Source organism: Kaistia sp. 32K (assembly GCF_016629525.1).
GTDB lineage: Bacteria > Pseudomonadota > Alphaproteobacteria > Rhizobiales > Kaistiaceae > Kaistia.
Window position 1 is genome coordinate 1,214,999 of the sequence record NZ_AP024269.1, and the last position, 25,920, is coordinate 1,240,918.

22 protein-coding genes and 1 riboswitch are annotated in these 25,920 nt (G+C 66.6%); of the genes, 13 read left to right on the plus strand and 9 right to left on the minus strand.

Features of this window, described 5'->3' with window-relative positions:
- Positions 1-416 precede the first annotated feature (416 nt).
- The 4 genes from K32_RS05285 (at position 417) to K32_RS05300 (ending at position 6,304) form a co-directional block, all read left to right on the plus strand.
- Complete coding sequence (locus tag K32_RS05285; RefSeq protein WP_201403022.1) at positions 417-1,802, plus strand: efflux RND transporter periplasmic adaptor subunit; 1,386 nt, start codon at positions 417-419, stop codon at positions 1,800-1,802.
- The gene (locus K32_RS05290; RefSeq protein WP_201403023.1) at positions 1,799-4,951 is read left to right on the plus strand and encodes an efflux RND transporter permease subunit; all 3,153 of its coding nucleotides are present in this window, start codon (positions 1,799-1,801) and stop codon (positions 4,949-4,951) included. Before K32_RS05285 ends, K32_RS05290 begins: the two co-directional genes overlap by 4 nt.
- A gap of 85 nt (positions 4,952-5,036) precedes the next feature.
- A complete protein-coding gene (locus tag K32_RS05295) occupies positions 5,037-5,510 on the plus strand; it encodes a VOC family protein (RefSeq protein WP_201403024.1) in 474 nt (157 codons plus the stop codon).
- Positions 5,511-5,602: 92 nt separating this feature from the next.
- Positions 5,603-6,304: a type 1 glutamine amidotransferase gene (locus tag K32_RS05300; RefSeq protein WP_201403025.1), complete on the plus strand. Its 702-nt coding sequence runs from the start codon at positions 5,603-5,605 to the stop codon at positions 6,302-6,304.
- A gap of 104 nt (positions 6,305-6,408) precedes the next feature.
- On the opposite strand, the gene K32_RS05305 is transcribed toward K32_RS05300, so the two are convergent.
- Both K32_RS05305 and K32_RS05310 read right to left on the minus strand, forming a co-directional pair.
- Positions 6,409-6,873, minus strand: coding sequence for a DUF29 domain-containing protein (locus tag K32_RS05305; RefSeq protein ID WP_201403026.1), 465 nt, complete (start codon positions 6,871-6,873; stop codon positions 6,409-6,411).
- 526 nt (positions 6,874-7,399) lie between these two features.
- Positions 7,400-8,197, minus strand: coding sequence for a FadR/GntR family transcriptional regulator (locus tag K32_RS05310; protein WP_201403027.1), 798 nt, complete (start codon positions 8,195-8,197; stop codon positions 7,400-7,402).
- Positions 8,198-8,309: 112 nt separating this feature from the next.
- On the opposite strand from K32_RS05310, the gene K32_RS05315 reads away from it, so the two are divergent.
- Complete coding sequence (locus tag K32_RS05315) at positions 8,310-9,446, plus strand: alpha-hydroxy acid oxidase (RefSeq protein ID WP_201404359.1); 1,137 nt, start codon at positions 8,310-8,312, stop codon at positions 9,444-9,446.
- 41 nt (positions 9,447-9,487) lie between these two features.
- On the opposite strand, the gene K32_RS05320 is transcribed toward K32_RS05315, so the two are convergent.
- Complete coding sequence (locus K32_RS05320) at positions 9,488-10,417, minus strand: LysR family transcriptional regulator (protein ID WP_201403028.1); 930 nt, start codon at positions 10,415-10,417, stop codon at positions 9,488-9,490.
- A gap of 126 nt (positions 10,418-10,543) precedes the next feature.
- Here K32_RS05320 and K32_RS05325 point away from each other — a divergent pair, with 126 nt between their 5' ends.
- Positions 10,544-11,977, plus strand: a complete 1,434-nt coding sequence (locus K32_RS05325) for an FAD-linked oxidase C-terminal domain-containing protein (protein WP_201403029.1) — start codon at positions 10,544-10,546, stop codon at positions 11,975-11,977.
- Between the two features lie 34 nt (positions 11,978-12,011).
- Positions 12,012-13,184 carry an FAD-binding protein gene (locus tag K32_RS05330; protein WP_201403030.1) on the plus strand — a complete coding sequence of 391 codons (1,173 nt, stop codon included), beginning with the start codon at positions 12,012-12,014 and terminating at the stop codon, positions 13,182-13,184.
- Between the two features lie 72 nt (positions 13,185-13,256).
- On the opposite strand, the gene K32_RS05335 is transcribed toward K32_RS05330, so the two are convergent.
- Positions 13,257-13,592 (minus strand): hypothetical protein, encoded by a 336-nt coding sequence (locus tag K32_RS05335; RefSeq protein ID WP_201403031.1) that lies wholly within the window; start codon positions 13,590-13,592, stop codon positions 13,257-13,259.
- 120 nt (positions 13,593-13,712) lie between these two features.
- Here K32_RS05335 and glcF point away from each other — a divergent pair, with 120 nt between their 5' ends.
- Positions 13,713-15,017, plus strand: a complete 1,305-nt coding sequence (gene glcF, locus K32_RS05340; RefSeq protein WP_201403032.1) for a glycolate oxidase subunit GlcF — start codon at positions 13,713-13,715, stop codon at positions 15,015-15,017.
- Positions 15,018-15,058: 41 nt separating this feature from the next.
- Here glcF and K32_RS05345 read toward each other — a convergent pair whose 3' ends face one another.
- Together K32_RS05345 and K32_RS05350 are read right to left on the minus strand one after the other, a co-directional pair.
- The gene (locus K32_RS05345; RefSeq protein ID WP_201403033.1) at positions 15,059-15,322 is read right to left on the minus strand and encodes a DUF1488 domain-containing protein; all 264 of its coding nucleotides are present in this window, start codon (positions 15,320-15,322) and stop codon (positions 15,059-15,061) included.
- 80 nt (positions 15,323-15,402) lie between these two features.
- Complete coding sequence (locus tag K32_RS05350; protein ID WP_201403034.1) at positions 15,403-16,023, minus strand: TMEM175 family protein; 621 nt, start codon at positions 16,021-16,023, stop codon at positions 15,403-15,405.
- Positions 16,024-16,167: 144 nt separating this feature from the next.
- Positions 16,168-16,279: riboswitch (TPP riboswitch) on the plus strand.
- Between the two features lie 49 nt (positions 16,280-16,328).
- Between K32_RS05350 and thiM the strand changes: the two genes are divergently transcribed.
- From thiM to K32_RS05370, 4 genes are all read left to right on the plus strand, one after another.
- Complete coding sequence (thiM, locus tag K32_RS05355) at positions 16,329-17,174, plus strand: hydroxyethylthiazole kinase (RefSeq protein WP_201403035.1); 846 nt, start codon at positions 16,329-16,331, stop codon at positions 17,172-17,174.
- The gene (gene thiE / locus K32_RS05360; protein WP_201403036.1) at positions 17,174-17,818 is read left to right on the plus strand and encodes a thiamine phosphate synthase; all 645 of its coding nucleotides are present in this window, start codon (positions 17,174-17,176) and stop codon (positions 17,816-17,818) included. Before thiM ends, thiE begins: the two co-directional genes overlap by 1 nt.
- Before the next feature lie 103 nt (positions 17,819-17,921).
- The gene (gene aceB / locus K32_RS05365; RefSeq protein ID WP_201403037.1) at positions 17,922-19,514 is read left to right on the plus strand and encodes a malate synthase A; all 1,593 of its coding nucleotides are present in this window, start codon (positions 17,922-17,924) and stop codon (positions 19,512-19,514) included.
- 174 nt (positions 19,515-19,688) lie between these two features.
- Positions 19,689-20,267, plus strand: a complete 579-nt coding sequence (locus K32_RS05370; protein ID WP_201403038.1) for a glyoxalase superfamily protein — start codon at positions 19,689-19,691, stop codon at positions 20,265-20,267.
- Positions 20,268-20,364: 97 nt separating this feature from the next.
- On the opposite strand, the gene K32_RS05375 is transcribed toward K32_RS05370, so the two are convergent.
- The 3 genes from K32_RS05375 to K32_RS05385 all read right to left on the minus strand — a co-directional run bounded on the left by K32_RS05375 (position 20,365) and on the right by K32_RS05385 (position 25,000).
- The gene (locus K32_RS05375; RefSeq protein ID WP_201403039.1) at positions 20,365-21,864 is read right to left on the minus strand and encodes an MDR family MFS transporter; all 1,500 of its coding nucleotides are present in this window, start codon (positions 21,862-21,864) and stop codon (positions 20,365-20,367) included.
- A 155-nt stretch (positions 21,865-22,019) separates the two neighbouring features.
- On the minus strand, positions 22,020-23,588 hold the full coding sequence (locus K32_RS05380; protein WP_201403040.1) for a DHA2 family efflux MFS transporter permease subunit: 1,569 nt from the start codon (positions 23,586-23,588) through the stop codon (positions 22,020-22,022).
- Positions 23,589-23,752: 164 nt separating this feature from the next.
- Entirely contained in the window at positions 23,753-25,000 is a 1,248-nt protein-coding gene (locus K32_RS05385) for an HlyD family secretion protein (protein ID WP_201403041.1), read from the minus strand.
- Positions 25,001-25,250: 250 nt separating this feature from the next.
- Between K32_RS05385 and K32_RS05390 the strand changes: the two genes are divergently transcribed.
- The gene (locus tag K32_RS05390; protein ID WP_201403042.1) at positions 25,251-25,916 is read left to right on the plus strand and encodes a TetR/AcrR family transcriptional regulator; all 666 of its coding nucleotides are present in this window, start codon (positions 25,251-25,253) and stop codon (positions 25,914-25,916) included.
- The last annotated feature ends 4 nt before the right edge of the window (positions 25,917-25,920 follow it).

A 25,920-nucleotide genomic window follows, 5' to 3' on the forward strand; every position in this document is an offset into this window, starting at 1 on the left:
GTCGCTCCGGGCCTTTCTCAAGCATGGATCTGACCGTCGCGGCGACGAAGTGGCCGGGCGGAATGCCGGTTGGATCGCGCCGATCCGCTGAAACGCGCCCGGGGCCGGACGCGCGGAGACGCTGCGCGCCGGTTGCCTGGCGATCCGGAATTCCGGCGTCCTAGCGCGCTCCGGAAATGGGGCGACCGCCCGATCACACACATTTTCGTGAGCGCCGGCGTCGCGCCGATGGATCCGGTCTTTGGTGCAGTGCGGCAAAAGTCGCGGGATTCAGCGCCGAAAGACCACGGAAAGCGCATCCATCGAGACGCAGGCAAAACCTGCGGAGCGCCGCCGGCCCGAAGCTTACCGCGATTTAACGAGCAACCCGCCGAAGGCCGTCCCATAGCAGGGCGGGGGACACAGGAAAGCTCGTCATGCGCAGGTCCGTTATCGTCACGCTCCTTGTTGTTGCAGGTCTCGGTGTCGGTATTGTCTATCGGGAGACGCTGTTCGCGTCGGTCGACAAGATCATGGGTACCCAGCTGGCGGGGACCGAAGGACCGCCGGGGCCGGGCGGCGGGGCAGGGGGCGGAACGGGCGGCGGGCGCAAGGGCGGCCGCGGACTGTCGCCTTCCGTCGTCGTTGCAACCGCCGAGACGGGCGACCTTCCGGTTCGGCGCTCCACCATCGGCTGGATCAATTCCACCGCCTCGACCTCGGTGACCACCCAGCAGCAGGGCGTCGTCACCCGCATCGCGCAGGCGAACGGCGCGGACGTCAAGGCGGGTGACCTGCTGGTCCAGCTCGACGACCGCGCGGCCCAGGCGACGCTGGCGCGCGACAAGGCCGCGCTGGCGCGCGACCAGGCGACCGTCGTCTCGACCTCCGCCGATCTGAAGCGGGCGAAGGATCTGGTCGCCCGGCAGGTGGATTCGAGCCAGCAGCTCGATCAGGCCGTCGCGGCCGCCTCCAGCGCCGCCGCCGTGGTGACCCTCGACCAGGCGAACATCGATGCCGACCAGGTCGTCGTCGACAACATGCGCATCACCGCGCCGCATGACGGCCGCCTCGGTGCCTTCTCGATCACGGTCGGCAGCCTGGTCCAGCCCGGGACGACGGTGGTCGTGCTGACCGACATGGACAATGTCGAGGCGAACTTCACCGTTTCCGACGCGGATGTCGGCCTGCTGCGCCAGTCGCTCGCCTCGGGCGCCGTGCCGGTCCGGGTCTCCCCGTCGAACCAGCCGACCGCGACCGCGACGGCGCCGGACGCTTCCGCCAGCACCAAGGACGCCGCGCCGAAGGGCGCGCCGGTCGCGAAGGAGGTCTCGGCCGCCGCCACCGTCGACTTCATCGACAGCAACATCGTTTCCGGCTCCGGCACGATGGCGGTACGGGCCGCCGTTCCGAACCAGAGCCGCACCTTCTGGCCGGGCCAGGCCGTCAAGGTCGCCATCGATCTCGGCACGAACCGGAACGTCGTGATCGTGCCGACGGTCGCCGTGCAGCCGGGCCAGTCGGGCTCCAACGTCTTCGTCGTCAAGCCGGACAACACCATCGACGTCCGCCCCGTCCAGGTCGTCGGCATCGTCGGCGACCGCGCTGGCATCGTCGCGGGCGTTGAGGCGGGTGAGAAGGTGGTGACCGACGGCCAGCTTTCGCTTGCCCCCGGCATGAAGGTCACGATCCGCCAGGCCGCGGCCACGCCGGCCGCCCCGCAGTCGACGCCTTCGGCCCCGGCCGGCAAGGCGGGCGGCGAGGTCTCGCAGAAGAAGTCCGCTGCGCCGGACGCCAAGCCTGCATCGGAGGCCAAGCTGTGAAGATCTCCGAACTCTGCATCCGCCGTCCGGTCGCCACGACCCTCTTCTTCCTCGGTATCGCCATGGGCGGCATCTTCGCCTACCAGCAATTGCCGGTCGCGGCGCTGCCGGAAGTCAGCTTCCCCACCATCAGCGTCAGCGCGCAATTGCCCGGCGCCTCGCCGCAGACCATGGCGACGGCCGTCGCCACGCCGCTGATCAAGCAGTTCGAGACGATCTCCGGCATCGACACGATCTCGGCCACGAGCTCGCTCGGCAATTCGCAGATCGTGCTGCAGTTCGCGCTGAGCCAGAACATCGATACCGCCGCCGGCGACGTGCAGGCGGCGATCGACCGGGCCGAGCGGCAGCTGCCGCCCAACATGCAGAACCCGCCGAGCTACCGGAAGGTCAATCCGGCCGACGCTCCGGTGCTGCTGCTCGCCGTGCAGAGCCCGACTTTGCCGATGTCGACGATCGACGACTTCGCCGAGAACGTCATCTCGCCGAGCCTGTCGACCTTGCCCGGCATCGCGCAGGTCAGCGTCTATGGCGGCCAGACCTATGCCGTCCGCGTCCAGGCCGATCCCAACAAGCTCGCGACCCGCAATATCGGCCTCGATCAGCTCTCGAACGCGCTCGCCGCCGCGAACGACCAGACGCCCGTCGGCACGATGCAGAACAAGAGCCAGTCGCTCGTCATCGACGCGCCGACGCAGATGACCAATGCCGAGGCGTTCAAGCAGCTGATCATCGCCAATCCGAACGGCAGCCCGGTGCGCCTCTCGGACGTCGCCAATGTCGTCGACAGCGTCCAGAACGCGCAGACGGCCGGCTGGTATGACGGTTCCCGCTCGATCGTGCTGGCGATCCAGCGCCAGCCGAGCGCCAACACGGTCGCCGTCGTCGACGCGGTCAACGCGCAGCTGCCGAAGCTGATGGCGTCGATGCCGGCCTCGATGACGATCAAGGTGCTGAACGACCGCTCGACCTCGATCCGCGCCGCCATCGCCGACGTGCAGGTGACGCTGGCGATCACCATCGGCTTGGTCATCCTCGTCATCTACCTGTTCCTCGGCAAGGTTTCGGCCACCTTCATCCCGGCGCTCGCCGTGCCGCTGTCGCTGGTGGCGGCGTTCGGCGGCATGTATTTCTTCGGCTTCAGCGTCGACAACATCTCGCTGCTCGGCCTGACGCTCGCCGTCGGCCTCGTCGTCGACGACGCCATCGTCATGCTCGAGAACATCATGCGCCATGTCGAGGAGGGCATGCCGCCCTTCGAGGCGGCGCTGGTCGGCAGTCGCGAGGTCGGTGCCACCATCGTGTCGATGACGCTGTCGCTGGTCGCCGTGTTCCTCCCGGTGCTCTTGATGGGCGGCGTCATCGGCCGGCTCTTCAACGAGTTCGGCGTCGTCGTCGCGCTGGCGATCGGCGCCTCCATGGTGGTGTCGCTGACGCTGACGCCGATGCTGACGGCGCGGCTGCCGAAATCCGCCTCCAGCCATGTCCGCAGCGGTCCGGCCGCCTGGTTCGAGAGCGCTTTCCTGTGGGTCGAGGGGCACTACGATCGCGGCGTCGCCTGGTGCCTCGCCCACCGCTTCGTCATCCTCGGGCTCTTCTTCGCCTCGGTGGCGGCTTCCGTCTGGCTGTTCATGGCGCTGCCCAAGGGCTTCTTTCCGCAGGAGGACATCGGCCAGCTCTCCGTCTCCACCCAGGCGCGGCAGGACATCTCCTTCGACGCCATGGTCGGCCTGCAGCGCCAGGTCGAGGCGACATTGCGCGCCTCGCCCTATGTCACGCATGTCGCGTCCTTCGTCGGCGGCGGCCCCGGCTCGCAGACGCTGAATTCGGCCTCGCTCTCCGTGCAATTGAAGCCGAAGGAGGAGCGTCCGCCGCTCAACGTCGTCCTGAACGACCTGCGCGGCCAGCTCGGCCGCATCGCCGGCATCCAGTCCTACATCCAGCCCGTGCAGAACCTGCGCATCGGCGGCGTCAGCTCGCAGAGCACCTACCAGCTGATGCTGCAGGCGCTCGACCAGCAGACGCTGAACGAATGGGCGACGAAGCTGACGGCCGCGATGCGGACGGACAGCCAGTTCGTCGACGTGGCGAACAACCTGCAGAACAACGCCCTGCAGGCCCGCATCGTCGTCGACCGCGACAAGGCGGATTCGATCGGCATTTCGGCCGCCACCCTGCGCAAGACGCTGGAGGACGGCTTCGGCACCTCGACGGCCGCGACGATCCAGTCGACCGGATCGAGCTATGACGTCATCCTCGAATACGATCCGGATCTCGCCTGGTCGGACAGCCTTTTGTCCGAGATCCGGGTGCGGTCGGATTCCGGCAATCTGGTGCCGCTGTCGAGCTTCGCCAGCGTCCAGCGCACGGTCGGCCCCGTCACCGTCAACCAGCTCGGCCAGCTGCCGGCGGCGACGATCTCGTTCAACCTGCCGGACGGCGTGGCGTTGAGCCAGGCAACCGATCAGGTCGAGGTGCTGAAGCAGCAGATCGGCGTCCCGGCCGATGTCTACACCTCCTATGCCGGTACCGCGCAGGTCTTCCAGCAGTCGCTGGCGACGCAGGGCATCCTGATCTTCGCGGCCGTCCTCACCATCTATGTCGTGCTCGGCATGCTCTATGAGAGCTTCATCCATCCGCTGACCATCCTGTCCGGATTGCCGGCGGCGGCCTTCGGCGCGCTGGTGGCGCTGAAATGGGCCGGGCTCGATCTCTCGGTGATCGCGCTGATCGGCATCCTGATGCTGATCGGCATCGTCAAGAAGAACGCCATCATGATGGTGGACGTCGCGATCGACGGCCAGCGCGAGGAGGGGCTCGAACCCGAGCCGGCAATCCATCGCGCCGCCGTGCGCCGGTTCCGGCCGATCATGATGACGACCTTTGCCGCACTTCTCGGCGCCGTGCCGATCGCGCTCGGCACCGGCGCCAGCGCCGAGCTGCGCCAGCCGCTCGGCATCGCAGTCGTCGGCGGCCTGCTCGTCTCGCAGCTCCTGACGCTCTTCATCACCCCGGTGATCTATGTCGAGATGGAGCGCTTCAGCCGCTTCCTGGGGCGCCTTCGCGGCGGGGCCGCGGCGAAGCCGGAAGCCGAGGTCGCCGAGCCCGCAGCGGGAGCGGCGCCCTTGCCTCAGCCCGCCGCCGAATAGGCTGGCCACAAAAAAAGCGGCGTCCCTGTCGAAACGGGGACGCCTCGCTCGTCCTCCTGTCGTGACCCCGACAGGAGGATGTCTCATGCAGAAGATCACCCCGTTTCTCTGGTTCGACGGCCAGGCCGAAGAGGCCGCCAATTTCTATGTCTCCGTGTTCAAGAACGGCCGGCTCGGCCAGGTCTCCCGTTATGGCGATGCCGGGCCCGGTCCGGCCGGAAGCGTTATGGTGGCGTCGTTCGAGATCGAGGGACTGACGTTCACGGCGCTGAATGGCGGTCCGCATTTCAAGTTCACGCCGGCCGTCTCCTTCCTCGTCGACTGCAAGTCGCAGGAGGAGGTCGATTATTTCTGGGACAGGCTCTCGGAAGGCGGCCGGACCGATCAGTGCGGCTGGCTGCAGGACAAGTTCGGCCTATCCTGGCAGGTGGTGCCGCGCGTACTGATCGAGCTTTTGAACGATCCCGATCGCGGAAAGTCGCAGCGCGTGATGGCGGCGATGATGCAGATGACCAAGATCGAGATCTCCAAGCTGCACGAGGCCTACGAGGCGGCGTAGCGGCTCGTTCGAAAAGTCGTCGCCGCGGTCTGGCGGAATCGTTCGGTTCGGCATCTATTGATGGAACGCCCCCATCTTGCGAGCCGACGTCCATGCGCATTCTCGTCGTCGAAAACTATCAAGCCACGTCGCTCGGCCTGATGCGGCCGGCGCTCGCCGCCGCCGGGGCGGTGATCGATGTCCGCCAGGCGCATGAGGGCGATCCGCTGCCCGCGACGCCGGACGGCTATGACGCGATCATCGTGCTGGGCGGTGGCCAGAGCGCCGTCGACGACGAGACGCATCCCTATCTGCCGCGCCTCGCCAGCCTGATGCGCGCTTTTGGCGACGCCGACAAATCCGTGCTCGGCATCTGCCTCGGCTCGCAGATTCTGGCACGCGGCTATGGTGCCAGGAACATCCTCGACAGGCCGATCGAATTCGGCTGGCAGGCGGTGACGCCGACCGAGGCCGGGCGCGACGATCCCGTCGTCGGCGTGCTGGACGGGCCGTCGCCGCTGTTTCATTGGCATTCCGACACCTTTACCCTGCCGGAAGGCGCTGTGCATCTCGCCACCAGCGCGATGACGCCGCACCAGGCCTTCCGCATCGGCCGCGCCGTCTACGGCATCCAGTTCCATTTCGAGGCGGATACGGCGCTGGTGCGCGACTGGAACGAGGCCTTCGCGGATGTCGCGACGTCGATCGATCCCGACTGGACGACGCGCCACGCGCGGGAGGAGGGGCCGTTGGGCAGCCAGGCCGACGAAGCCGGCCGGGCGCTGGCCCGCGCCTGGATCGCGACGATCCGATAGAGCGTTTTCGAGCGAAGTGGGCACCGGTTCGCGTTCAGAAAACGCGTTCAAACAAATAGTTAGGGCGTTTCATCGTTTCCACGAAATGATGTAACGCCCTGGGATCACGCGGGCAGGAAATCCGGGTCGCGCAGCTGTTCGATCGTCCAGGGGCACTCCGCCGGGAAGCTCTCGCGCGGCAGGCCGGTTTCGATGGCGGCCTCGCGGAGGGCATATCGATAGATGTCGGCGACGATCCAGCCCGCATCGGCCTTCAGGGAGCGGCTTCGCTTTTCGCGGCGTTCGATGTTGGCCCTCTCCCGGAAGATGGTGATCTCCCAAGACGACGAACGTTGCTCGGGTTGATGGTGCCATTTCAAGAGATGACTGATGACGAGGCGATAGGAGGACTCCAGCGCATGCCGCTGTTCGCTTCCCATGTCCTCGAGCTCCTCGATCAGGTTGGGAAGGTCCACTTCGTTGATCCGCTTCTGTCGAAGCAGTTCGATCTGCTCCAGCAGCCAGAGGTTCAGATCGTCCTCATAGTCGGTCGGCGTCTCGTAGAGCGGCTTTTCCTTCGCAAGGCCCATGCGGTTTCTCCGGGGCGGCATCGGCATCGAATGGCGTATCATGCCACGGTTCGAGGACGGCGCCGAATCGTCCTCCGTGATCGCGCGTCCCTCCCGAGAACCCGGCGGAATGGATCCCGGGTCAAGCCCGGGATGACGGCGAGCGGGGGGCTGGCGACGCGCTTCGACGACGAGGGCCTTCCTCGACCCTTCCCTGAGGGGGCTGTGAGCAAGCCTCCGTCCTCTCCCCACCCTCCGCCGTCATCCCCGCGAAGGCGGGGATCCATACATCCGAGACCTCGGGCGTTTTGTGCATCCACCAACGCGGCGGAAATGGATCCCGGCTCGGAGGCCGGGATGACGGCGAGCGGGGGGTTGGCGACGCGTTTCGACGACAAGGGCTTCGCTGACGCGAAGCACCTCAGGATGATGGCGGAGCCGGTCGCCCTTTTGAGCGAGGCAGGAGGACACCGCCGTCTGCCCAACCTTCGCCGTCATCCCTGCGAAAGCAGGGATCCACCGATCCGACGCCTCGGCCGTCCCGATCTTACTCGCGCCGCACCGGCCGTTTCGCCGTTGCGCGTTCCTCGAACTGCATCAGCCGCAGCGTGCCGATCTCGGCGCGGGCGCCGGCCTCGGCCGCGTCCTTCATCGAGGCGGCGACATAGCCGATGTGCTCGATCGCCGCCCGCCGCGCCGCCTCCGGCTCGCCGGCGCAGATAGCGTCGCGCAGCGCCTTGTGCTGGGCGAGCAACTGGTCGCGCGAGCCGGCCTGGCCGTAGAGCCGGCTGCGATTGTAGAACACGCCGTCGGCGAGCAGGCGGTAGCAGGCGCGCAGCACGTGGATGATGACGATGTTGTGCGTCGCCTCGCCGATCGCCTGGTGGAACTCGACGTCGAGCGCCGCCTCGCGGCGGAAGTCCGCCTTGTCGTGCTCGGCCTCCATCGCCTCGATGATGCGGCTCAGAATGGTGCGGTCGGCCTCGGTGGCGCGCTCCGCCGCCATGGCCGCGGCGCTAGCCTCGATCTCGCGGCGGAATTCCAGATAGTCGCCACCTGCCTTGGGCGATTGCGCGATCAGGTCGACGATCGGCGCGGCGAAGATCGCGCCCTCGATCGCCGCCACATAAGTGCCGCCGCCGGGCCGGCTCTCCACCAGCCCACGCGCCTCCAGCGCCTTCAGGGCGTCGCGCAGGATCGGGCGCGACACGTCGAGCGTCGCCGACAGGTCGCGCTCGCCCGGCAGCTTGTCGCCGGGATGCAGCACGCCCTCCAGCACCAGCATCTCGATCTGTCGCGCCACCTCGTCGGCGGTCGCACGGGAAGGAATCGGTTGAAAGACCATGCGGAAGAGCCTATCAGCAGAAATCAGGAAGTGGTCAAGAAATTGATCCAGTTAGCGGGTGGCACCCGCATTTCAAGAAATCAGATCAAATTGGAGCGGCGCCATGGGCGGCTTGAAGGACGCAACGAGCATTGCAGACCTGAGATTGTTGGCGAAGCGCCGCGTGCCGCGCGCCTTCTTCGATTATGCCGATCGCGGCTCCTACAATGAGGAAACGATCGACGCCAATTCGGCCGACTTCAAGGCGCTGAAGCTGCGCCAGCGCGTCATGGTCGACGTCTCCAACCGCTCGACCGAGGTGACGCTGCTTGGCGAGAAGTTCGCCTATCCCTTCGCCTTCGCCCCAACGGGCCTCACCGGCATGCAGCATGCCGATGGCGAGATCCTCGCGGCCAAGGCGTGCGAGAAGGCCAACATCCCGTTCGCGCTGTCGACCATGTCGATCTGCTCGATCGAGGACGTGGCGGCGGCGACCTCGCGGCCGTTCTGGTTCCAGCTCTACGTGATGAAGAACCGCAATTTCGCCAAGCAGCTGGTCGAGCGCGCCATCGCCGCCAAGTGCTCGGCGCTGATCCTGACGCTTGACCTGCAGGTGCAGGGCCAGCGTCACCGCGACATCAAGAACGGTATGACGGTGCCGCCGCAGATCAAGCTGCACAACGTGCTCGATATGGCGACCAAGCTGCCGTGGGCATTCCAGGTGCTGGGTAGCAAGCACAAGACCTTCGGCAATCTGAACGGCGTCGAGGGCATGAGCGGCGTCAAGTCGCTGGGACAGTGGATCTCCGGCCAGTTCGATCCGGCGCTGAACTGGGACGACGTCGCCTGGATCCGCTCGATCTGGCCGGGCAAGCTGATCCTGAAGGGCGTGCTCGATGTCGGCGACGCGCAGAAGGCGGTCAGCACCGGCGCCGACGCGATTGTCGTCTCCAACCATGGCGGCCGTCAGCTCGACGGCGCGCCGTCGGCGATCTCGCGCCTGCCGCGCATTGTCGACGCGGTCGGCAATCAGACCGAGATCCTGTTCGACAGCGGCATCCGCTCGGGTCAGGACGTGCTGCGCGCGCTGGCGCTCGGCGCCAAGGGCTGCATGATGGGCAAGGCCTTCCTGTTCGGCCTCGGGGCCGGCGGCGAGGCGGGCGTCTCCAAGGTGATCCAGATCGTCGGCAAGGAGCTCGACGTCTCGATGGCGCTGACCGGCCGCCGCACGCTGGCCGAGATCGACGACACGGTCATCGACCGGGGCTGAAAGGCTTCAGAGCTGACGCGCGGCGGCGATATCGCTGCGCGTCATCCCCGCGTCGGCGCGAGGATCGTCTCGAGCCCTTCGTCCCAATGCGGGCGTTCGCCATAGAGGCCGGCGAGATGGTTGATGAACAGGCGGACCTTGGCGGCGAGAAAGCGGCGGCTCGGATAGACTGCGTGGACGGCGACGTGCCGCGAGGCGCGGTAGGCCGGCAGCACCGTGGTGAGCCGCCCGGCGCGCAGGTCCGGCCCGACATCCCAGGTCGAGCGGAAGGCGATGCCGAGGCCGGCCAGCACGGCCTCGCGCACTACTTCGTTGGAGTTGGTCCGAAGCCTGCCCTCGACATGCACGGTGACCGGCCCGTCCGGCCCCTCCAGCCGCCACGGATCCTGGCTGGCGGTGGCGAGCAGCGAATGCTTATCGAGATCGGCGATCGTCTTCGGCGTGCCGTGTTCGGCGAGATAGGCCGGCGTCGCGCAGAGCACCCGGTGATTCGGCGCCAGTCGCCGCGCCACCAGGCTCGAATCCATCAGCTCGGCGATCCGGATCGATACGTCGATGCCGTCCTTGATCAGGTCGACGAACTCGTCCGAGAGCACGAGATTGACGGTCAGGTCCGGATTGGCCGCCAGGAACGAGCCGAGATAGGGCGTGATGTGCAGGCGGCCGAAGGTGGTCGGCGCCGACACCTTGAGCGTGCCGCGGGCCACGTCGGAACGCCGGCTGACGAAGGATTCCGCCTCGTCGATCGAAGCCAGGATCTGCACGACGCGGTCGTGAAAGCCGCGCCCCGCCTCGGTCAGTGCAATCTGCCGGGTCGTGCGCTGCAACAGGCGCGTGCCCAGCCGGTCCTCCAGCCGCTTCAGGCGCTTGGACACGACGGCGGGAGAAAGATCGAGCTCGCGCCCCGCCGCCGAAAGGCTTCCGGCGGTGACAACGCGGGCGAAGATCTCCATATCAGTGAGGGTGCTCATTTGCGATCATACTGGCAAAAGAAAGGGGCGATTTTCAATCCTGCGGAAAGGATGTTGTTTTCCAGGCCAGCTTGGGTACAAAACCGTCCGCGCTTAGATTGTTTCTGAAGTGGGAGGGAGGTCGCCATGTCCGCGATAGAGATTCCGAAGCCGGATCCCGGCATTCTCGCGCGTCGGGATGCGATTCTTGCCGGTCTCGCCGCCTTGGTACCACCAACCTCCCTGATCACCGAGGAGGATGAGCGCCGCGCCTTCGATACGGACGCGCTCACCGCCTATCGCCGCATCCCGCTCGCGGTCGTGCTTCCGGAAACCACCGAGCAGGTTTCCAAGGTGTTAACATTCCTGAACCAGCAGGGCGTCAAGGTCGTCGCGCGCGGCGCCGGCACGTCGCTGGCCGGCGGGGCCATCCCGAGCGAGGACGCCGTCGTGCTCGGCGTCTCGAAGATGAACCGCATCCTCGATGTCGACACCGACAACCGGACGATCCGCGTCGAGGCGGGCGTCACCAATCTCGGCGTCACCGGCGCTGTCTCCCATCTCGGCTTCTTCTACGCGCCCGATCCGTCGAGCCAGCTCGCCTGCACCATCGCCGGCAACATCGCCATGAACTCCGGCGGCGCGCATTGCCTGAAATACGGCGTCACCACCAACAATGTGCTGGGCGTCAAGATCGTCATGATCGACGGCACCGTGCTGGAGATCGGCGGCGCGCATCTCGATGCGCCGGGCTACGATTTGCTCGGCCTGATCGTCGGATCGGAGGGGCAGCTCGGCATCGTCACCGAGGCGACGCTCCGTATCCTGCCGCTCGCCGAAGGCGCGCGCCCGATGCTGATGGGCTTCCAGTCGGCCGAGGACGCCGGCGCCTGCGTCGCCGCGATCATCGCCTCGGGCATCATTCCGGTCGCGATCGAATATATGGACCGGCCGGCGATCAAGGTCTGCGAGGCCTTCGCCCATGCCGGCTATCCGCTTGACGTCGAGGCGCTGCTGATCATCGAGGTGGAGGGATCCGAAGCCGAGATCGAGGATCTGATCGGCCGCATCACCAAGATCGCCGCCGATTTCAACCCTTCGGGCCTGCGCATCTCGCAGTCGGAAGCGGAGAGCGCCGCGATCTGGAAGGGCCGCAAGTCCGCCTTCGGCGCCATGGGCCGGCTCGCCGACTATATCTGCATGGACGGCACCATCCCGACCGGCCAGCTCTCGGCGGTGCTGACCGGCATCGCCAGGATTTGCGACGGCTACGGGCTGCGCGTCTCCAACATATTCCATGCCGGCGACGGCAATCTGCACCCGCTCGTCCTCTTCAACGCCAATGATCCGGACGAACAGGACAAGGCCGAGCGCTGCGGCGAGGACATCCTGAAGCTCTGCGTCGATCTCGGCGGCTGCCTCACCGGTGAGCACGGCGTCGGCATCGAGAAGCGCGATCTGATGACCTACCAGTTCAACACCATCGATCTCGACCAGCAAATGCGGGTGAAGAGCGCGCTCGATCCGCAATGGCTGCTCAATCCGCACAAGGTGTTCCCGCTTCAAGGGCGCCCGGTCTGATGCCCGATATTCTGCCCTTCCAGGAAGCATGCCGATGACGTCGATCCTTCTCCCCGATACCGAGGCCGAGATCGAGGCGATCGTGCATGAGGCGGCGCAGTCGCGCAGCCCGCTGGCGATCCATGGTGGAGGCTCGCGGCCGATCGGCGGCATCGTCCATGCGCACCGGACGCTGTCGACCCAGCAGATGACCGGCATCACCCTCTACGAGCCGTCCGAGCTCGTGCTCTCGGCCCGCGCCGGCACGCCGCTCGCCTTGATCCAGGAAACGCTCGCCGCCAACCGCCAGCGCCTGCCGTTCGAGCCGATCGACTATCGCCACCTGCTCGGCAATCACGGCACCCCGACGATCGGCGGCATGACCGCCTCCAACAGCTCGGGCCCGCGCCGCATCCACTCCGGCGCGGCGCGTGACGCGCTGATCGGCATCCGCGCCACGACCGGGCGGGGCGAGACGATCAAGTCCGGCGGCCGGGTGATGAAGAACGTCACCGGCTATGATTTCGTCAAGCTGATGGCCGGTTCCTGGGGCACCCTCGGCGTGCTGACCGAGGTGACCTACAAGCTGCTGCCGGAGGTCGAGACGGAAGTCACCCTGCTGCTCTCCGGCCTTTCGGCGGAGCGCGCCGTCGCGGCGATGACGGCAGCTCTCGCGACGCCGTTCGAGGTGACGGGAGCCGCGCATCTGCCGGCCGGTGATGGCGCGCCGTCGCGCACCGTGCTTCGGATCGAGGGCTTCGATGCGTCCGTGACCTATCGCACCGCCCGTCTCGAAGGCCTGCTGCGGCCGTTCGGGTCGTTCGAGACGCTGGGGCTCGAGGCGTCGCGCGTGCTGTGGAAGTCGATCCGCGACGTGGAAGCGCTGGAAACGCCGCACGACGCGGCCATCTGGCGGATCTCGGTCCGGCCGAGCGACGGCCCGGAAGTGGGCGCGAAGCTCGAGGCGGCGCTGGGCAGCCGGCTGCTCTATGACTGGGCCGGCGGTTTGATCTGGGCGAGCGCCCCGGCAGATGGCGATGGCGGCGCGGCGGTCGTGCGCGCGGCGGTCGGCGCCGTCGGTGGTCATGCTTTGCTGGTGCGCGGTTCGCCGACGCTGCGGGCGAGCGTGCCGGTCTTCCAGCCGGAAGCGCCGGCGGTGGCCGAGATGTCGCGCCGCATCCGCGCGACCTTCGATCCGGCCGGCATCCTCAATCCCGGGCGGATGTGAGCCATGGTCGCGGCCGCAACAGGAACGGGATGGCCGCCGGCGCTCAGGGGCGCCGGGGCCGGCCTTTCGGCCCTACTCGGTGAAGCGGACGACGCCCACTTCGCAGACGTCGATGCCCTCGACGGTTGCTTCGCTGTCGTCGACGAAGACGCCCTTGAAGTCGAATTTGCAGTAGCCGCTGCCGTCATCCATGTTGATGGTGACCGAGCCGCCGGCCGGAACCTGATCGTCGCCGAGGATGTCCTCTTCCCAGTCGGCGGAGCCGACATTGGAAGCGTAGAACTGGTCGAGATCGCTGCTGGTCTCGTTGATGATCTTGACCTTGCGGTTTTCCGCGTTGGCCGCGCCTGCGAGAACGAGCGAAGAGACGACAACCGCGCCGACGGCCGTCCAAAGACGAAACTGCATAGAACTTCCCCTGGGTGCGCCGACGAGATGTCGGGCTCGCCGCCAATGCCAGATGCATTCAGGGCGTGCAAGCCGGATTGTGCACCCTCCAAAACCCCGCCCGCGGCGGCAGAGTGATCCATGCAAACCTCCTTCTCCCTTGCCCAGCTCGCCGACCCGGATGTTCGTGAATCCGAGAAGATCCTGCGCACCTGCGTGCATTGCGGCTTCTGCACGGCGACCTGTCCGACCTATGTGCTGCTCGGCGACGAGCTCGACAGTCCGCGCGGCCGCATCTACCTGATCAAGGACATGCTGGAAGGCGGCAAGCCCGCCAACGAGCAGGTCGTGAAGCATGTCGATCGCTGCCTGTCCTGCCTCTCCTGCATGTCGACCTGTCCGTCCGGCGTGAACTACATGCACCTCGTCGATCATGCCCGCGCGCATATCGAGGAGACCTATGACCGGCCGATGGCCGACAAGGCGATCCGTGCGGCGCTCGCCGCCGTGATGCCACACCGCAATCGCTTCCGGCTGGCGCTTGTCGCAGCCGCCGCCGCGCGACCTTTCGCAGGTCCGATCGGCAAGGTGCCGGGCTTCAAGCGCATCAGCGCCATGTTGAAACTGGCGCCGCGCTTCCCGCACGGCCGGACGGCTTCGGAAGGGCCGGGCACGTTCCCGACGAAGGCCGAGAAGCGCGGTCGCGTCGCGTTGCTCTCCGGCTGCGTGCAGCCAGTGCTCGATCCCGCCATCAACGAGGCGACGATCCGCCTGCTGAATCGCGTCGGCGTCGAGGTGGTGATCGCCAAGGGCGAGACCTGCTGCGGTTCGCTCGCCCATCACATGGGCAAGTCCGGCCAGGCGCACGAGACAGCGAAGCGGACGATCGACGCCTGGATCGCCGAGATGGACGGCGAGGGCCTCGACGCCATCATCATCACCGCGTCGGGCTGCGGCACGACGATCAAGGACTACGGCTTCATGTTCCGCGAGGATGCCGCCTATGCCGAGAAGGCGAAGCGGGTCTCGGCGATCGCCAAGGACATCACGGAGTATCTGGAGAGCCTGAAGCTCGCGCCGGTCGCGGCGCCGAAGGCGCTGACGGTAGCGTATCATTCGGCCTGCTCGATGCAGCACGGCCAGCAGATCAAGACGACGCCGAAGACGCTGCTGTCGAAGGCCGGCTTCACCGTCCGTGACGTGCCGGAAGGGCATCTCTGCTGCGGTTCCGCCGGCACCTACAACATGCTGCAGCCGGAGCTCTCGCAGCAGCTGAAGTCGCGCAAGCTGGGCAACATCGCCAAGGTCGCGCCCGACGTCGTCGCCACCGGCAATATCGGCTGCATCACGCAGCTTTCCGACGGCGCGGGCGTGCCGGTCGTCCATACGATCGAGCTGCTCGACTGGGCCTATGGCGGCCCGAAGCCGGCCGGCATCGCGAACTGAACCGGCCGAGGCCGGGCGGTCTTCCGCCCGGCGCCTCCGTATCAGATATCGCGCGCGGTGAGCGTGTAGGAAGCGTGAGCGTGGCGGGAATAGAGCCGCATCGCCGCGTGCTCGATCCGCGTCCGATTGGCATCGAAGGCCCGAAGCGCCGAAGCCTCGTCCTGCGCGGCATCGGGATGGATCCGCTCCAGCGCGTCGGCCTCCAGGAAGAACGACACCTCCAGCGACTGGTCATGCCCCCAGAACTGGATGCGGTGGTGCGTCTCGCTATAACTGCGGCTTCGATTGGGGAACTGGATGCTCATGCCGCCAGTATACGCCCGATCGAGCCCGAATGATTGCGCGAATGTCCCTGTCCGCGATCGGCGAGGCCGGATCGTCGCGATCAGGGGTGCGGTGCATTTGGTCCCGGCGTGTTCCCATGCGCCGGAGCGGCCAGCAACACCTTTTCGACGCGGCGGTCGGGAACCAGCCAGATCAAGGCCACCACGACATAGCAGGCGATGGCGATCCACGGACTGACGAAGGCGAGCACGATCGCTGCGGCGTAGATCAGCACCGAGATCTTGCCCTTGCGATCCTGGCCGAAGGCGATCGCCAGCGCCGAGTCCTGCCCCTCCAGCGCGATGAGGGAACGGGCGAGGATGTAGTAGGCGACGCCGGACATCATCAGCACGAAGCCGTAAAGCGCCACCGGAAGGGATTCGATGTGGTTCTCGCCCATCCAGGCGGTCGTGAACGGCATCAGCGACAGCCAGAACAGAAGGTGCAAATTGGCCCAGAGCACGCCGCCCCGGACGTGATGGACGACATGGAACATGTGGTGGTGGTTGTTCCAGTAGATGCCGATCATGATGAAGCTCAGCACATAGCTGAGAAAGACCGGCAGCAGCGGCAGCAGCGAGTGGAGGTCCACGTGGTGGGGCACCTCGAGCTCCAGCACCATGATCGTGATGATGATGGCGATGACACCGTCGCTGAATGCCTCGATCCGGCCCTTGCCCATGGCGCGCTCCGCGTTGTGCCACACCTACGCTACGCGTTCGCGGGAATAGTCTCCAGTCCCGTTCTGCGGCCGGTCGTTCGCGCCAAGCGAAGGGAAGCCGAGCGCATTCCGCTTGCGCGCCGGCCCGCCCGTGATACGTTTCCGACCGTCTCATCGGGGTGCCCTGATTCATCCGAATCCTGGCTGAGAGGTCTTCGGACTAACCCGCGAACCTGATCCGGATCATGCCGGCGGAGGGATTGAGCCAAGCGCGTAGATGCTCTTGCCATCGTTCCGTCCTGCTATTTAGCAAAGGACGTCTTTTCATGTCTGCCACCCCCCAATCTGCCACCCCCCAGGTCTCGATCGCCGAGGCCGTCAGCGCCCTCGACGCCCTGCGCGCCGCCCGGCCGCTGGTGCAGAACATCACCAACTATGTCGCCATGACGATTTCGGCCAATGTGCTGCTCGCCGTTGGCGCGTCGCCGGCGATGGTGCACTCCGAAGCCGAGGTCGACGAGTTCGTCGCGATCTCGAACGCGCTCGTCATCAATATCGGCACGCTGTCGCCGGACTGGCTGACCGGCATGCGCAAGGCGGCGGCGCGCGCGGTCGCCCTCGGCAAGCCCTGGGTGCTCGATCCCGTCGGCTGCGGCGCCACCAAGTTCCGCACCGATTTCGCCGTCGAATTGAGCCGTGCCGGCCCCGCCATCATTCGCGGCAATGCCAGCGAGATCATGAGCCTCGCGGGAGCCGCCGGGGCAGGGGGCAAGGGCGTCGATTCGACCGCCTCCTCCGACGCCGCGCTCGCGGCCGGCAAGGCGCTGGCCAAAGCCAGCGGCGCGGTCGTCGCCATCACCGGCGAGACCGACTATGTCACCGACGGCACCCATGTCGTGGCGATCACCGGCGGCAGCGCGCTGATGCCGCTCTCGACCGCGCTCGGCTGCGCGCTGTCGGCCACCGTCGCCGCCTTCGCCGCCGTGCGTCCGCCCTTCGAGGCCGCCGTCGCGGCGCTCGCCGTCTATGGCGCCGCCGGCGCCGCTGCCGCGGCACGGGTGACCGGGCCGGGGCATCTTCCCGCCGAACTCTGCGACGCGCTCTACGGAGCCGACGCCGCCCTCGTCGAGCGCTATGCGACGATCAAGACCGTTGAAGAGGTGAATGTCTGATGAGCCGTCCTTTCGATCTTTCGCTCTATCTCGTCACGGACGAGGACCTGGCCGGCCCGCGCGGCGTGGTCGAGGCAGTCCGCGCCGCGATCGACGGCGGCGTCACGCTCGTGCAGCATCGCTTCAAGCAGGGCTCGACCCGCGATTTCGTGGCGACGGCGCAGGCGCTGGTGGATCTGCTGCGCCCGCGCGGCATTCCGCTGATCATCAACGATCGCGTCGACGTGGCGCTGGCGGTCGATGCCGATGGCGTGCATGTCGGCCAGAGCGACATGCGGGTCGCCAAGGTGCGCGAGCTGATCGGCCCCGATCGCATCCTCGGCCTGTCGGCGGCGCAGTTCGAGGAACTGACGCCGGAAGACCTCGCGCCGATCGACTATCTCGGCGTCGGCCCGGTCTTCGCCACGGCGACCAAGGCGAATGCGCGCGATCCGATCGGCTTCGAGCATCTCGGCCGCATCAAGGCGGCGTCCGGTCTGCCGGTCGTCGCCATCGGCGGCCTGAAGGCGGAGCATGTCGAGCCGACGCTAGCGGCCGGCGCCGACGGTCTCGCGATCGTTTCCGCCATCATCGCGGCGGAAGACCCGGAACGCGCCGCGCGCGATTTCGCCGATCGCATCGCCCGCTTCCGTTCGCAGAAATAGGCGACTTATTCCCGCCTGGAACAAGTTCTGCCCTGTTCCTGCAGGTTCAGTTGAAGAGGGTGGCGTGGCATAGTCCGCTCCAACGTGCCACCGAGGAGAGACCATGTCCGCCACCAACGCTGAACGCCTCGTCGTCAAGGGCGCCATCGGCCCCCGCTTTGACGAGATCCTGACGCCCGAGGCGCTCGCTTTCGTCGCCGAACTGCATGGCCGTTTCGATGCCAAGCGCCGCGCCCTGCTCGAATTCCGCAACGAGCGCCAGGTCTTCTTCGACAATGGCGGCCTGCCGGACTTCCTGCCGGAGACCAAGGCGATCCGCGAGGGTGACTGGAAGGTGGCGCCGATCCCGGCCGACCTGCAGGACCGTCGTGTCGAGATCACCGGCCCCGTCGATCGCAAGATGATCGTCAACGCGCTGAATTCCGGCGCGAAGGTCTTCATGGCCGACTTCGAGGATGCCTCGTCGCCGGTCTGGGCCAACATGGTCGAGGGCCAGATCAACCTGAAAGATCGCTGGGCCGACAAGATCGACTTCACCGATCCGCGCGGCAAGGACTACAAGCTCGGCCCCAATCCGGCCGTGCTGATCATCCGCCCGCGCGGCTGGCACCTGCCCGAGCGCCACATCACCTTCGACGGCGCCGATGCATCGGGCTCGCTGGTCGATTTCGGCCTCTACGTCTTCCACAACGCCAAGGCGGCGCTGGCACAGGGCTCCGGCCCCTATTTCTACCTGCCGAAGACCGAGAGCCACCTGGAAGCGCGCCTCTGGGACGAGGTCTTCACCTATGCCGAGGAGGCGCTCGGCCTCGCGCACGGCACGATCAAGGCGACCGTCCTGATCGAGACGCTGCCGGCCGCGTTCGAGATGGACGAGATCCTCTACGAGTTGAAGGACCACATGGCCGGCCTCAATTGCGGCCGCTGGGACTACATCTTCTCGTTCATCAAGACGCTCCGGAACAACAAGGCGTTCCTGCTGCCGGATCGCGGCCAGGTCGTCATGGGCAAAGCGTTCCTGCTCGCCTATTCGGAACTGCTGATCAAGACCTGCCACCGTCGCGGCGCCTTCGCCATGGGCGGCATGGCGGCGCAGATCCCGGTCAAGAACAACCCGGAAGCCAACGCCGCCGCCTTCGAGCGGGTCAAGGCCGACAAGGAGCGCGAGGCGAAGGCCGGCCATGACGGCACCTGGGTCGCGCATCCCGATCTCGTGCCGGTCGCGATGGAAGTGTTCGATCGCCTGATGCCGACGCCGAACCAGCTCTCGAAGCTGCGCGAGGAGGTCTCCTTCGGTCAGAAGGACATGCTCGCCATCCATGAGGGCACGCGGACGGAGGCGGGGCTCCGCCACAACATCCGCGTCGGTGTCCAGTATATCGAGGCGTGGCTGCGCGGCCGCGGCGCGGTGCCGATCTACAATTTGATGGAAGACGCGGCGACGGCCGAGATCAGCCGCGCGCAGATCTGGCAGCAGTTGAACTTCGAGGCGACGCTCGAGGACGGCCAGAAGGTGACGGAAGAGCTGTTCCGCCGTGCTCTGGCCGAGGAGATGGAAGTGGTGAAGGGCGAGGTCGGGCCGGACAATTACGCCGCCGGCCGTTTCCCCGAGGCGATCGAGCTCTTCGCCAAGCTCTCGACTGCCAAGACCTTCGAGCCCTTCCTGACGGTGCCGGCCTACAAGCTCATCGACTGAGCCGATTGCGTCCAGTAAGATCGCGGCAGGCTGATACAGCCTGCCGCTTGCGCCCTTCGGGGTAGGGTGAATGTATCGTTAAGGACTGAGCCTGATCCGTTTGCTCCCGGCGAACGCCTCAGCAATGCAAGCGCTGATGGAACCGCGTTCGCCTTGAGGCAAAGGACAGGAAAGATGCGCGATTTTCGCGATGCCAAAGCCATGGCAAAGGCGCTCCGCGCCGCGATGGCCGAGCGCCAGATCGAACTCTCCCATAGCGAAACGCTGGAGATCGTCGCCCGCCAGTTCGGGTTCGACAACTGGAACATCCTCGCGGCCGAATTGGCGGCGGAGGGAAAGCCCGCCGAGCCGGAGGTGCCGGCCAGCCTGCAGTTCAAGCAGGTCATCCCGATCCTGCGGATCTTCGATATCGCCAAGGCGATGGAGTTCTATCGCGATTTCCTCGGCTTCGCGGTCGACTGGGAGCATCGCTATGCCGAGGGCATGCCGCTCTACGCGCAGGTGTCGCGCGCCGGCGCGGTCCTGCATCTCTCCGAGCATCACGGCGACGCCAGCCCCGGCTCGACCGTGTTCGTCTGGATGCGCGGCATCGAGGCCTTCCACCGCGAACTGCTCGGCAAGAAGTATGGATATTCGCGTCCCGGTCTCGAAAAGACCGGCTATGACGCGCGGATGGTCGAGGTGCCGGATCCGTTCGGCAACCGCATCCGCTTCAACGAGGCGAATGCGTTGCGAACAGACGGCGCCGGCTAAGGCTAGCCGTCCGAGATCGGGCGTTTCGGAAGTGCGTGTCAGGTTGACGGATGCGCAGTTGAACCCATCCCGAGCGATCGGGATGGGTCCTTCGTTTCTAGACTTCGACGGCGGAAGGCGCGGGGCCGCGGCCGCCGCGCAGCGGCCGCTCTTCCATGATGACCAGCAGCGCCAGCGCGATGGCGATGCAAATTGTCGCCGCGATGAAGACGCCGGAGAAGGCGCCCGCGAGCGAGACGCCGGCTTCCGACGCCGCGGCGATCTTGGCCTCGACCGAGGTGCCTTCGCCGCCCGAGATCGCGCCGAGGCCACCCAGGAAGATCGCGCCGAAGGCGGCCACCAGGATGGCGCTGCCGAGCGAGCGCATGAAGTTGATCGTCGCCGTTGCCGTGCCGAGGTGATGCGCCTGCACGGCGTTCTGCGCCACGACGATCGTCACCGGGAACAGCGTGCCGAGGCCGGCGCCGATGAAGGTCAGCAGGATCTCGATCGAGACGAGCTCCAGCCTGCCGGCGAAGACGGCGAGCACGGCGGTCAGGATCATGGCGACGGAGAGGCCGATGGTCGGCGAGCGCTTGTAGTGCTGGACGCGGGCCATGACCCGGCCGGAGAACTGGGCGCCGAACACGGTGCCGATCGAGAGCGGGATCAGCGCGAAGCCGGATTCCGCCGCCGACAGATGCAGCACCGACTGGAAGAACAGCGGCATGTAGATCGACAGACCGACCATCGTGCCGATGCCGAAGAAGCCGGCGAGCGTGGCCGTCGCCACCACCTGGTCGCGCAGCACGCCGACCGGCAGGAACGGCTCGGGCGCGGTCAGCACGCGGGTGACGAACAGCACCCAGGCGACCAACGAGGCGGCGAGCAGGCCGATGATCGGCAGCGAGTCCCACGGATAGGAGACACCGCCCCAGCTCAGCGCCAGCAGGAGCAACACGGCGGCCGCGACCAGAAGCACGGCGCCGATGACGTCGAGCCTGTGCGGGCGATCGTTGCGCGGCAGCTTCTTCAGGGCGTTGAAGGTCATGGCGAAGGCGACGAGGCCGAGCGGCACGTTGATCCAGAAGATCACCGACCAGTGCAGCGCCTCGGAAAGCACGCCACCGAGCACCGGGCCGGCGACGCTCGCCAGCGCGAACACGGCGCCGAAATAGCCCATGTACTTGGCGCGTTCCTTCGGCGAGATCGCGTCGCCGATGATGGTGTGGGCGAGCGAGATCAGTCCGCCACCGCCCAGGCCCTGCAGGAAGCGGGCGAGGATCAGCCCGGTCATGGTCGGGGCGGCGGCGCAGGCGATCGAACCGAGGATGAAGATCGTGATGGCGATCAGAAGCACGGTTCGCCGGCCGTGAATGTCGGAGAGCTTGCCGTAGAGCGGGGTCACGGCGGTCGAGGAGAGCAGGTAGGCCGTCACCACCCAGGCGATGTTCTGCAGATCGCCCAGCTCGCGGCCGATCGTCGGCAGCGCGGTCGCGACGATGGTCTGGTCGAGGGCCGCCAGGAACATCGCCAGCATGACGCCGAGTATGATCGAGCGGACGGTGGCATGGTCGAGCGGAGGCGGGCCGGGCCGCGCGGAAACGGAAGCATCCATGGAAAAGTCGCCAATGTAGTTTGGCCGGCCGGGAAGGGGCAGGTCAGGAGGGGTGCCGGATCAAACTCGGTTCAATCGGGTATCGGACCTTAGACCCGATACCCCGCGAGCTCAATCCGCGACGGCGACGATCTCGCCGCCGTCGCGGTCCGGCATCAGTGTCCGCCACCGCCGCCGGCAGGTGCTGCCTGCGGCTTGCGGGCGAGGGGAACCAGCAGGACGATGCCCGCGAAGATCACGGCGAGCACCAGGAAGACGTCCGAGAACGCCATCACCAGCGCCTCGCGCTTGACCGAGAGCGTCAGCGTCTTGATCGCGGCGATGTTGGCGTCGGAACCCAGCGTCGCGGCGAAGCCCTTGGTCATCAGGTCTAGCCGCTCGGTCGCCGCCTCGCGTCCCCACTGCACCTGCTCGTGCAGGCGCGTGATGTGCAGGTCCCAGCGATTGTTGAGGATCGTCGTGATGACGGCGAGGCCGACCGCGCCGCCGAGGTTGCGCGTCAGGTTGAACAGGCCGGAGGCGTTCTTCATGCGCTCGGGCGGCAGCGTGCCGAGGGCGAGCATCGAGACCGGCATCATCGAGGTCATCAGCGCGACGCCGCGCATCGCCTGCGGGATGAACAGCTCGCTGAACGCCCAGTCCTTGGTGATCGGCACCAGCTCCAGGCAGGACAATGCGAACAGCGCCAGGCCGAAGGCCATCATGTAGCGCGGGTCCATCTTCTGGCCGAGCCGGCCGACGATCGGCGCGGTCATCATCATGAACAGGCCGGTGACGAACATCGTCTCGCCAATCTGCAGGGAATCGTAGCCGCGCACGCGCGCCAGATAGACCGGGTAGAGATAGACGAGGCCGTAGAGGCCGACGCCGAGCATGAAGGAGAACAGCGCGCCGGTCGCGAAGTTGCGGTTCTGGAAGGCGCGCACGTCGACGATCGGCTCGTTGGCGCGCAGCACCCGCCAGAAGAACAGGATGCCGGCGACGACGGTGACGACCGCCAGCGAGGCGATGGTCTCGTCCTGGAACCAGTCGTTGGCCGAGCCCTCTTCAAGCACATATTCGAGGCTGCCGAGGAAGGCGGCGAGCGTGATCAGGCCGATATAGTCGAAATGCTGCAGCAGCTTGAAGTTGGGCTTGTCCCAGTCGACGAAGGAAAGCACGCCGATGGTGACGAAGATGCCCGGGATGACGTTGACCAGAAACAGCCAGTGCCAGGAGAACAGATTGGTCAGGTAGCCGCCGATCGTCGGGCCGACGGTCGGCGCGAGCGTCGCGATCAGGCCGACGATCGCCGAAACCATGGCGCGGCGGTTGGGCGGGAAGATCGTGAAGGCAGCCGCGAACACGGCCGGGATCATGCCGCCGCCGATGAAGCCCTGGGCGGCGCGCCAGACGATCATCTCGCCGATCGAGCTCGAGGTGGCGCAGCCGATCGAGGTGATGGTGAAGCCGCCCGCCGCGATGGCGAAGAGATAGCGGGTGGAAAGCGCCCGGCCGAGGAAGCCCGACAGCGGGATCATGATGATCTCGGCGATCAGGTAGGCCGTCTGCACCCAGGAGATTTCCTGCGCGCTGGCCGAAAGGCCGGCCTGGATCTCGGTCAGCGACGACGACACGATCTGGATGTCGAGGATCGCCATGAACATGCCGACGGCCATGGCGACGAAGCCAAGCGTCCGGCGCGGAGTCATTTCGGGCAGGGCGGGCTGCTGGGGACCGGCCATGATCGTCTCCTGGGGCTCTGGCCCCGAATACCGGGACTATCCCCCGGCGGCACGGCCGTGCGCGGACGGTCGGAATGGGACGAGAGAGGGCGGGCGGGGCCGGTAGGGACGGCTCTGCCCGCCCTCTCTCGCGGTTCTCCCCGTGGGGGAGAACGTCTGGTGGATCAGTTCGTCGTCGCCGCCACGCGGGCGCTGTCGCCGGTGCGGCTGTCGATATCCACGACGACGGAAAGGCCGGGGCGCAGATGGCCCTTGGCAGCTTCCGAAGCCGGAATGCGGATGCGGACCGGCACGCGCTGGGTGATCTTGGTGAAGTTGCCCGTGGCGTTGTCCGGCGGCAGCAGGCTGAAGACGGCGCCCGATGCCGGGGCGACACTATCCACCGTGCCGACGATCGGCGTCTCGGAATAGGCGTCGACGCTGACGCTCGCGGTCGCGCCCGGCCGGATACGGTCGAGCTGCGTTTCCTTGAAGTTGGCGTCGACATAGACGTCCTGCAGCGGCACCAGGGCCAGGAGGCGCTGGCCGGTGGCGACATACTGGCCGGGCTGCACCGCGCGATTGCCGATCACGCCGTCGAACGGCGCGCGGACGACCATGTGCTCGAGATCGAGCTTCTTCTGGTCGAGCGTCGTCTGGTCCTGGTCCAGCGCCCGTTCGGCCTCGACGCGCTGCGCCTGCAGGACGCCGACATTGGCCTCGGCCGTGGTCAGGCCGGCCTTGGCGGAAAGAACCGCCGCGCTGGTCTTGTCCTTGGTCGCCTGCGCCTGCTGCAGGGCCTGCTGCGTCGCGAACTGGTTCTTGGCCAGCTGCGTGGCGCGGTCCAGATCGGCGACGGCGAGCTCAGCGTCAGCATTGGCCGTCGTGATCGCCGTGCGGGCCTGCTCGACATTCGCCTTGCCGGCCTCGATCTGCTTGTCGATCCGGTCGATCGCGGCCTGCTGCGCGGCGATCTGGTTTTGCGCCGCCTCGACCGCGAGCTTCTGGTCGGAATCGTCGAGATAGACGAGCGGATCGCCGGTCTTCACCGCCGAATTGTTGGCGACGGCGACCTTGGTGACATAGCCGGGAAGCCGCGGGGCGACCGTCGAGGTGTCGGCGCCGACATAGGCGTCGTCGGTCGAGACCATGAAGCGGCCGACCGTCCACCATTCATGCCCGAAATAGCTGCCGGCCGCGATCGCGACGACGGCCACCGTCAGGAGAAGAAACCGCCGTCGCCCGCCGCGCTTGGCCGGGGGTGGGGCAGCCGCGATCTTGACCTCGCCATCGGAGCCGGGCGTGGAGGGGCGCTCGGCGATCGGCGCGGCCGCGGGCGGCGGCGGTGTGGAATCGGCGGTCTTGCGCTGGATCGGCTCCAGCTCGGAGACGCCGGTATCGTCAGGGTTCTCGACAAGTGCGACCTTTGCCATGACTTGGCTCTGTCCTTCTGCCCCGAAAAGCTCGTTGACCGAACGGTTCGGTCATTGGGTGCTTGAACTAGTCCCATCGATCGCCTAAATCAAGATCGAACTGAACGGTTCGGTCAAAAAAATTCTGCGCTGCAACACAAGTTGGCGTTGATTGGATGGGCCGCCGCTTCTTGGTATTTTTGAAACGACGACGAAACGGACGCGATTCAAGGCCGCTAGCGGCCAAGGCGCCCGGGAAGGGAGAAAGACCGTGGCATTCGTAGATACGCCTGACATTGCCCAAGAGGATGGGGCAGGGCAGGATTCACGAAAGCGCGAGCAGATCATGCGCGGCGCCAGCCAGGTCTTTTTGGAGAAGGGCTTCGACGCGGCGAGCATGAACGACATCGCGCGGGCCGCGGGCGTTTCGAAGGGCACGCTCTATGTCTATTTCGCCAACAAGGAGCGCTTGTTCGTCGAGCTGATCTCGTCGGAGAAGCGCGAAGAGCTCTTCCGGATCGTCACGCTCGATTTCGAAAACCACAATGTCGAGGCGGTTCTAAAGAAATTCGGCCGGGAGCTCTGCGAGATCCTGACCAAGCCCTATTACATCAAGGCGATGCGGTCGGTGTTCTCGATCATCAACCGGATGCCGGAGATCGGGGTCGAGTTCTATTCGAACGGGCCGCTGCTCTGCACGGAGCTGCTCGCCAAATATCTCGATGCCCAGACCAAGGCGGGCGTGCTCGATATCGAGGATTGCCTGCTCGCCGCCCAGCAGTTCGTCGAACTGTCGCAGAGCGGCGTCATGCGCAGCGTCCTGTTCGGGGTCATCGATACCCCCAACGCCGCGGAAATCGCACGCCGTGTCGACAGCGCCGTCGTCGTCTTCATGCGGTCCTATCGGGCGCAGCAGGCGGTTTCCACCGCCGGCTGATCCG

What these genes read in the sequence shown, in the direction of transcription:
- K32_RS05380 (WP_201403040.1), bottom strand. Translation starts at nt 23,588, where the DNA reads ATGGCCGGTCCCCAGCAGCCCGCCCTGCCCGAAATGACTCCGCGCCGG.
- K32_RS05310 (WP_201403027.1), bottom strand. Translation starts at nt 8,197, where the DNA reads ATGGTCTTTCAACCGATTCCTTCCCGTGCGACCGCCGACGAGGTGGCG.
- K32_RS05295 (WP_201403024.1), top strand. Translation starts at nt 5,037, where the DNA reads ATGCAGAAGATCACCCCGTTTCTCTGGTTCGACGGCCAGGCCGAAGAG.
- K32_RS05370 (WP_201403038.1), top strand. Translation starts at nt 19,689, where the DNA reads ATGCGCGATTTTCGCGATGCCAAAGCCATGGCAAAGGCGCTCCGCGCC.
- K32_RS05300 (WP_201403025.1), top strand. Translation starts at nt 5,603, where the DNA reads ATGCGCATTCTCGTCGTCGAAAACTATCAAGCCACGTCGCTCGGCCTG.
- K32_RS05375 (WP_201403039.1), bottom strand. Translation starts at nt 21,864, where the DNA reads ATGGATGCTTCCGTTTCCGCGCGGCCCGGCCCGCCTCCGCTCGACCAT.
- thiM (WP_201403035.1), top strand. Translation starts at nt 16,329, where the DNA reads ATGTCTGCCACCCCCCAATCTGCCACCCCCCAGGTCTCGATCGCCGAG.
- K32_RS05305 (WP_201403026.1), bottom strand. Translation starts at nt 6,873, where the DNA reads ATGGGCCTTGCGAAGGAAAAGCCGCTCTACGAGACGCCGACCGACTAT.
- glcF (WP_201403032.1), top strand. Translation starts at nt 13,713, where the DNA reads ATGCAAACCTCCTTCTCCCTTGCCCAGCTCGCCGACCCGGATGTTCGT.
- K32_RS05335 (WP_201403031.1), bottom strand. Translation starts at nt 13,592, where the DNA reads ATGCAGTTTCGTCTTTGGACGGCCGTCGGCGCGGTTGTCGTCTCTTCG.
- aceB (WP_201403037.1), top strand. Translation starts at nt 17,922, where the DNA reads ATGTCCGCCACCAACGCTGAACGCCTCGTCGTCAAGGGCGCCATCGGC.
- K32_RS05330 (WP_201403030.1), top strand. Translation starts at nt 12,012, where the DNA reads ATGACGTCGATCCTTCTCCCCGATACCGAGGCCGAGATCGAGGCGATC.
- K32_RS05345 (WP_201403033.1), bottom strand. Translation starts at nt 15,322, where the DNA reads ATGAGCATCCAGTTCCCCAATCGAAGCCGCAGTTATAGCGAGACGCAC.
- K32_RS05385 (WP_201403041.1), bottom strand. Translation starts at nt 25,000, where the DNA reads ATGGCAAAGGTCGCACTTGTCGAGAACCCTGACGATACCGGCGTCTCC.
- thiE (WP_201403036.1), top strand. Translation starts at nt 17,174, where the DNA reads ATGAGCCGTCCTTTCGATCTTTCGCTCTATCTCGTCACGGACGAGGAC.
- K32_RS05350 (WP_201403034.1), bottom strand. Translation starts at nt 16,023, where the DNA reads ATGGGCAAGGGCCGGATCGAGGCATTCAGCGACGGTGTCATCGCCATC.
- K32_RS05320 (WP_201403028.1), bottom strand. Translation starts at nt 10,417, where the DNA reads ATGAGCACCCTCACTGATATGGAGATCTTCGCCCGCGTTGTCACCGCC.
- K32_RS05325 (WP_201403029.1), top strand. Translation starts at nt 10,544, where the DNA reads ATGTCCGCGATAGAGATTCCGAAGCCGGATCCCGGCATTCTCGCGCGT.
- K32_RS05285 (WP_201403022.1), top strand. Translation starts at nt 417, where the DNA reads ATGCGCAGGTCCGTTATCGTCACGCTCCTTGTTGTTGCAGGTCTCGGT.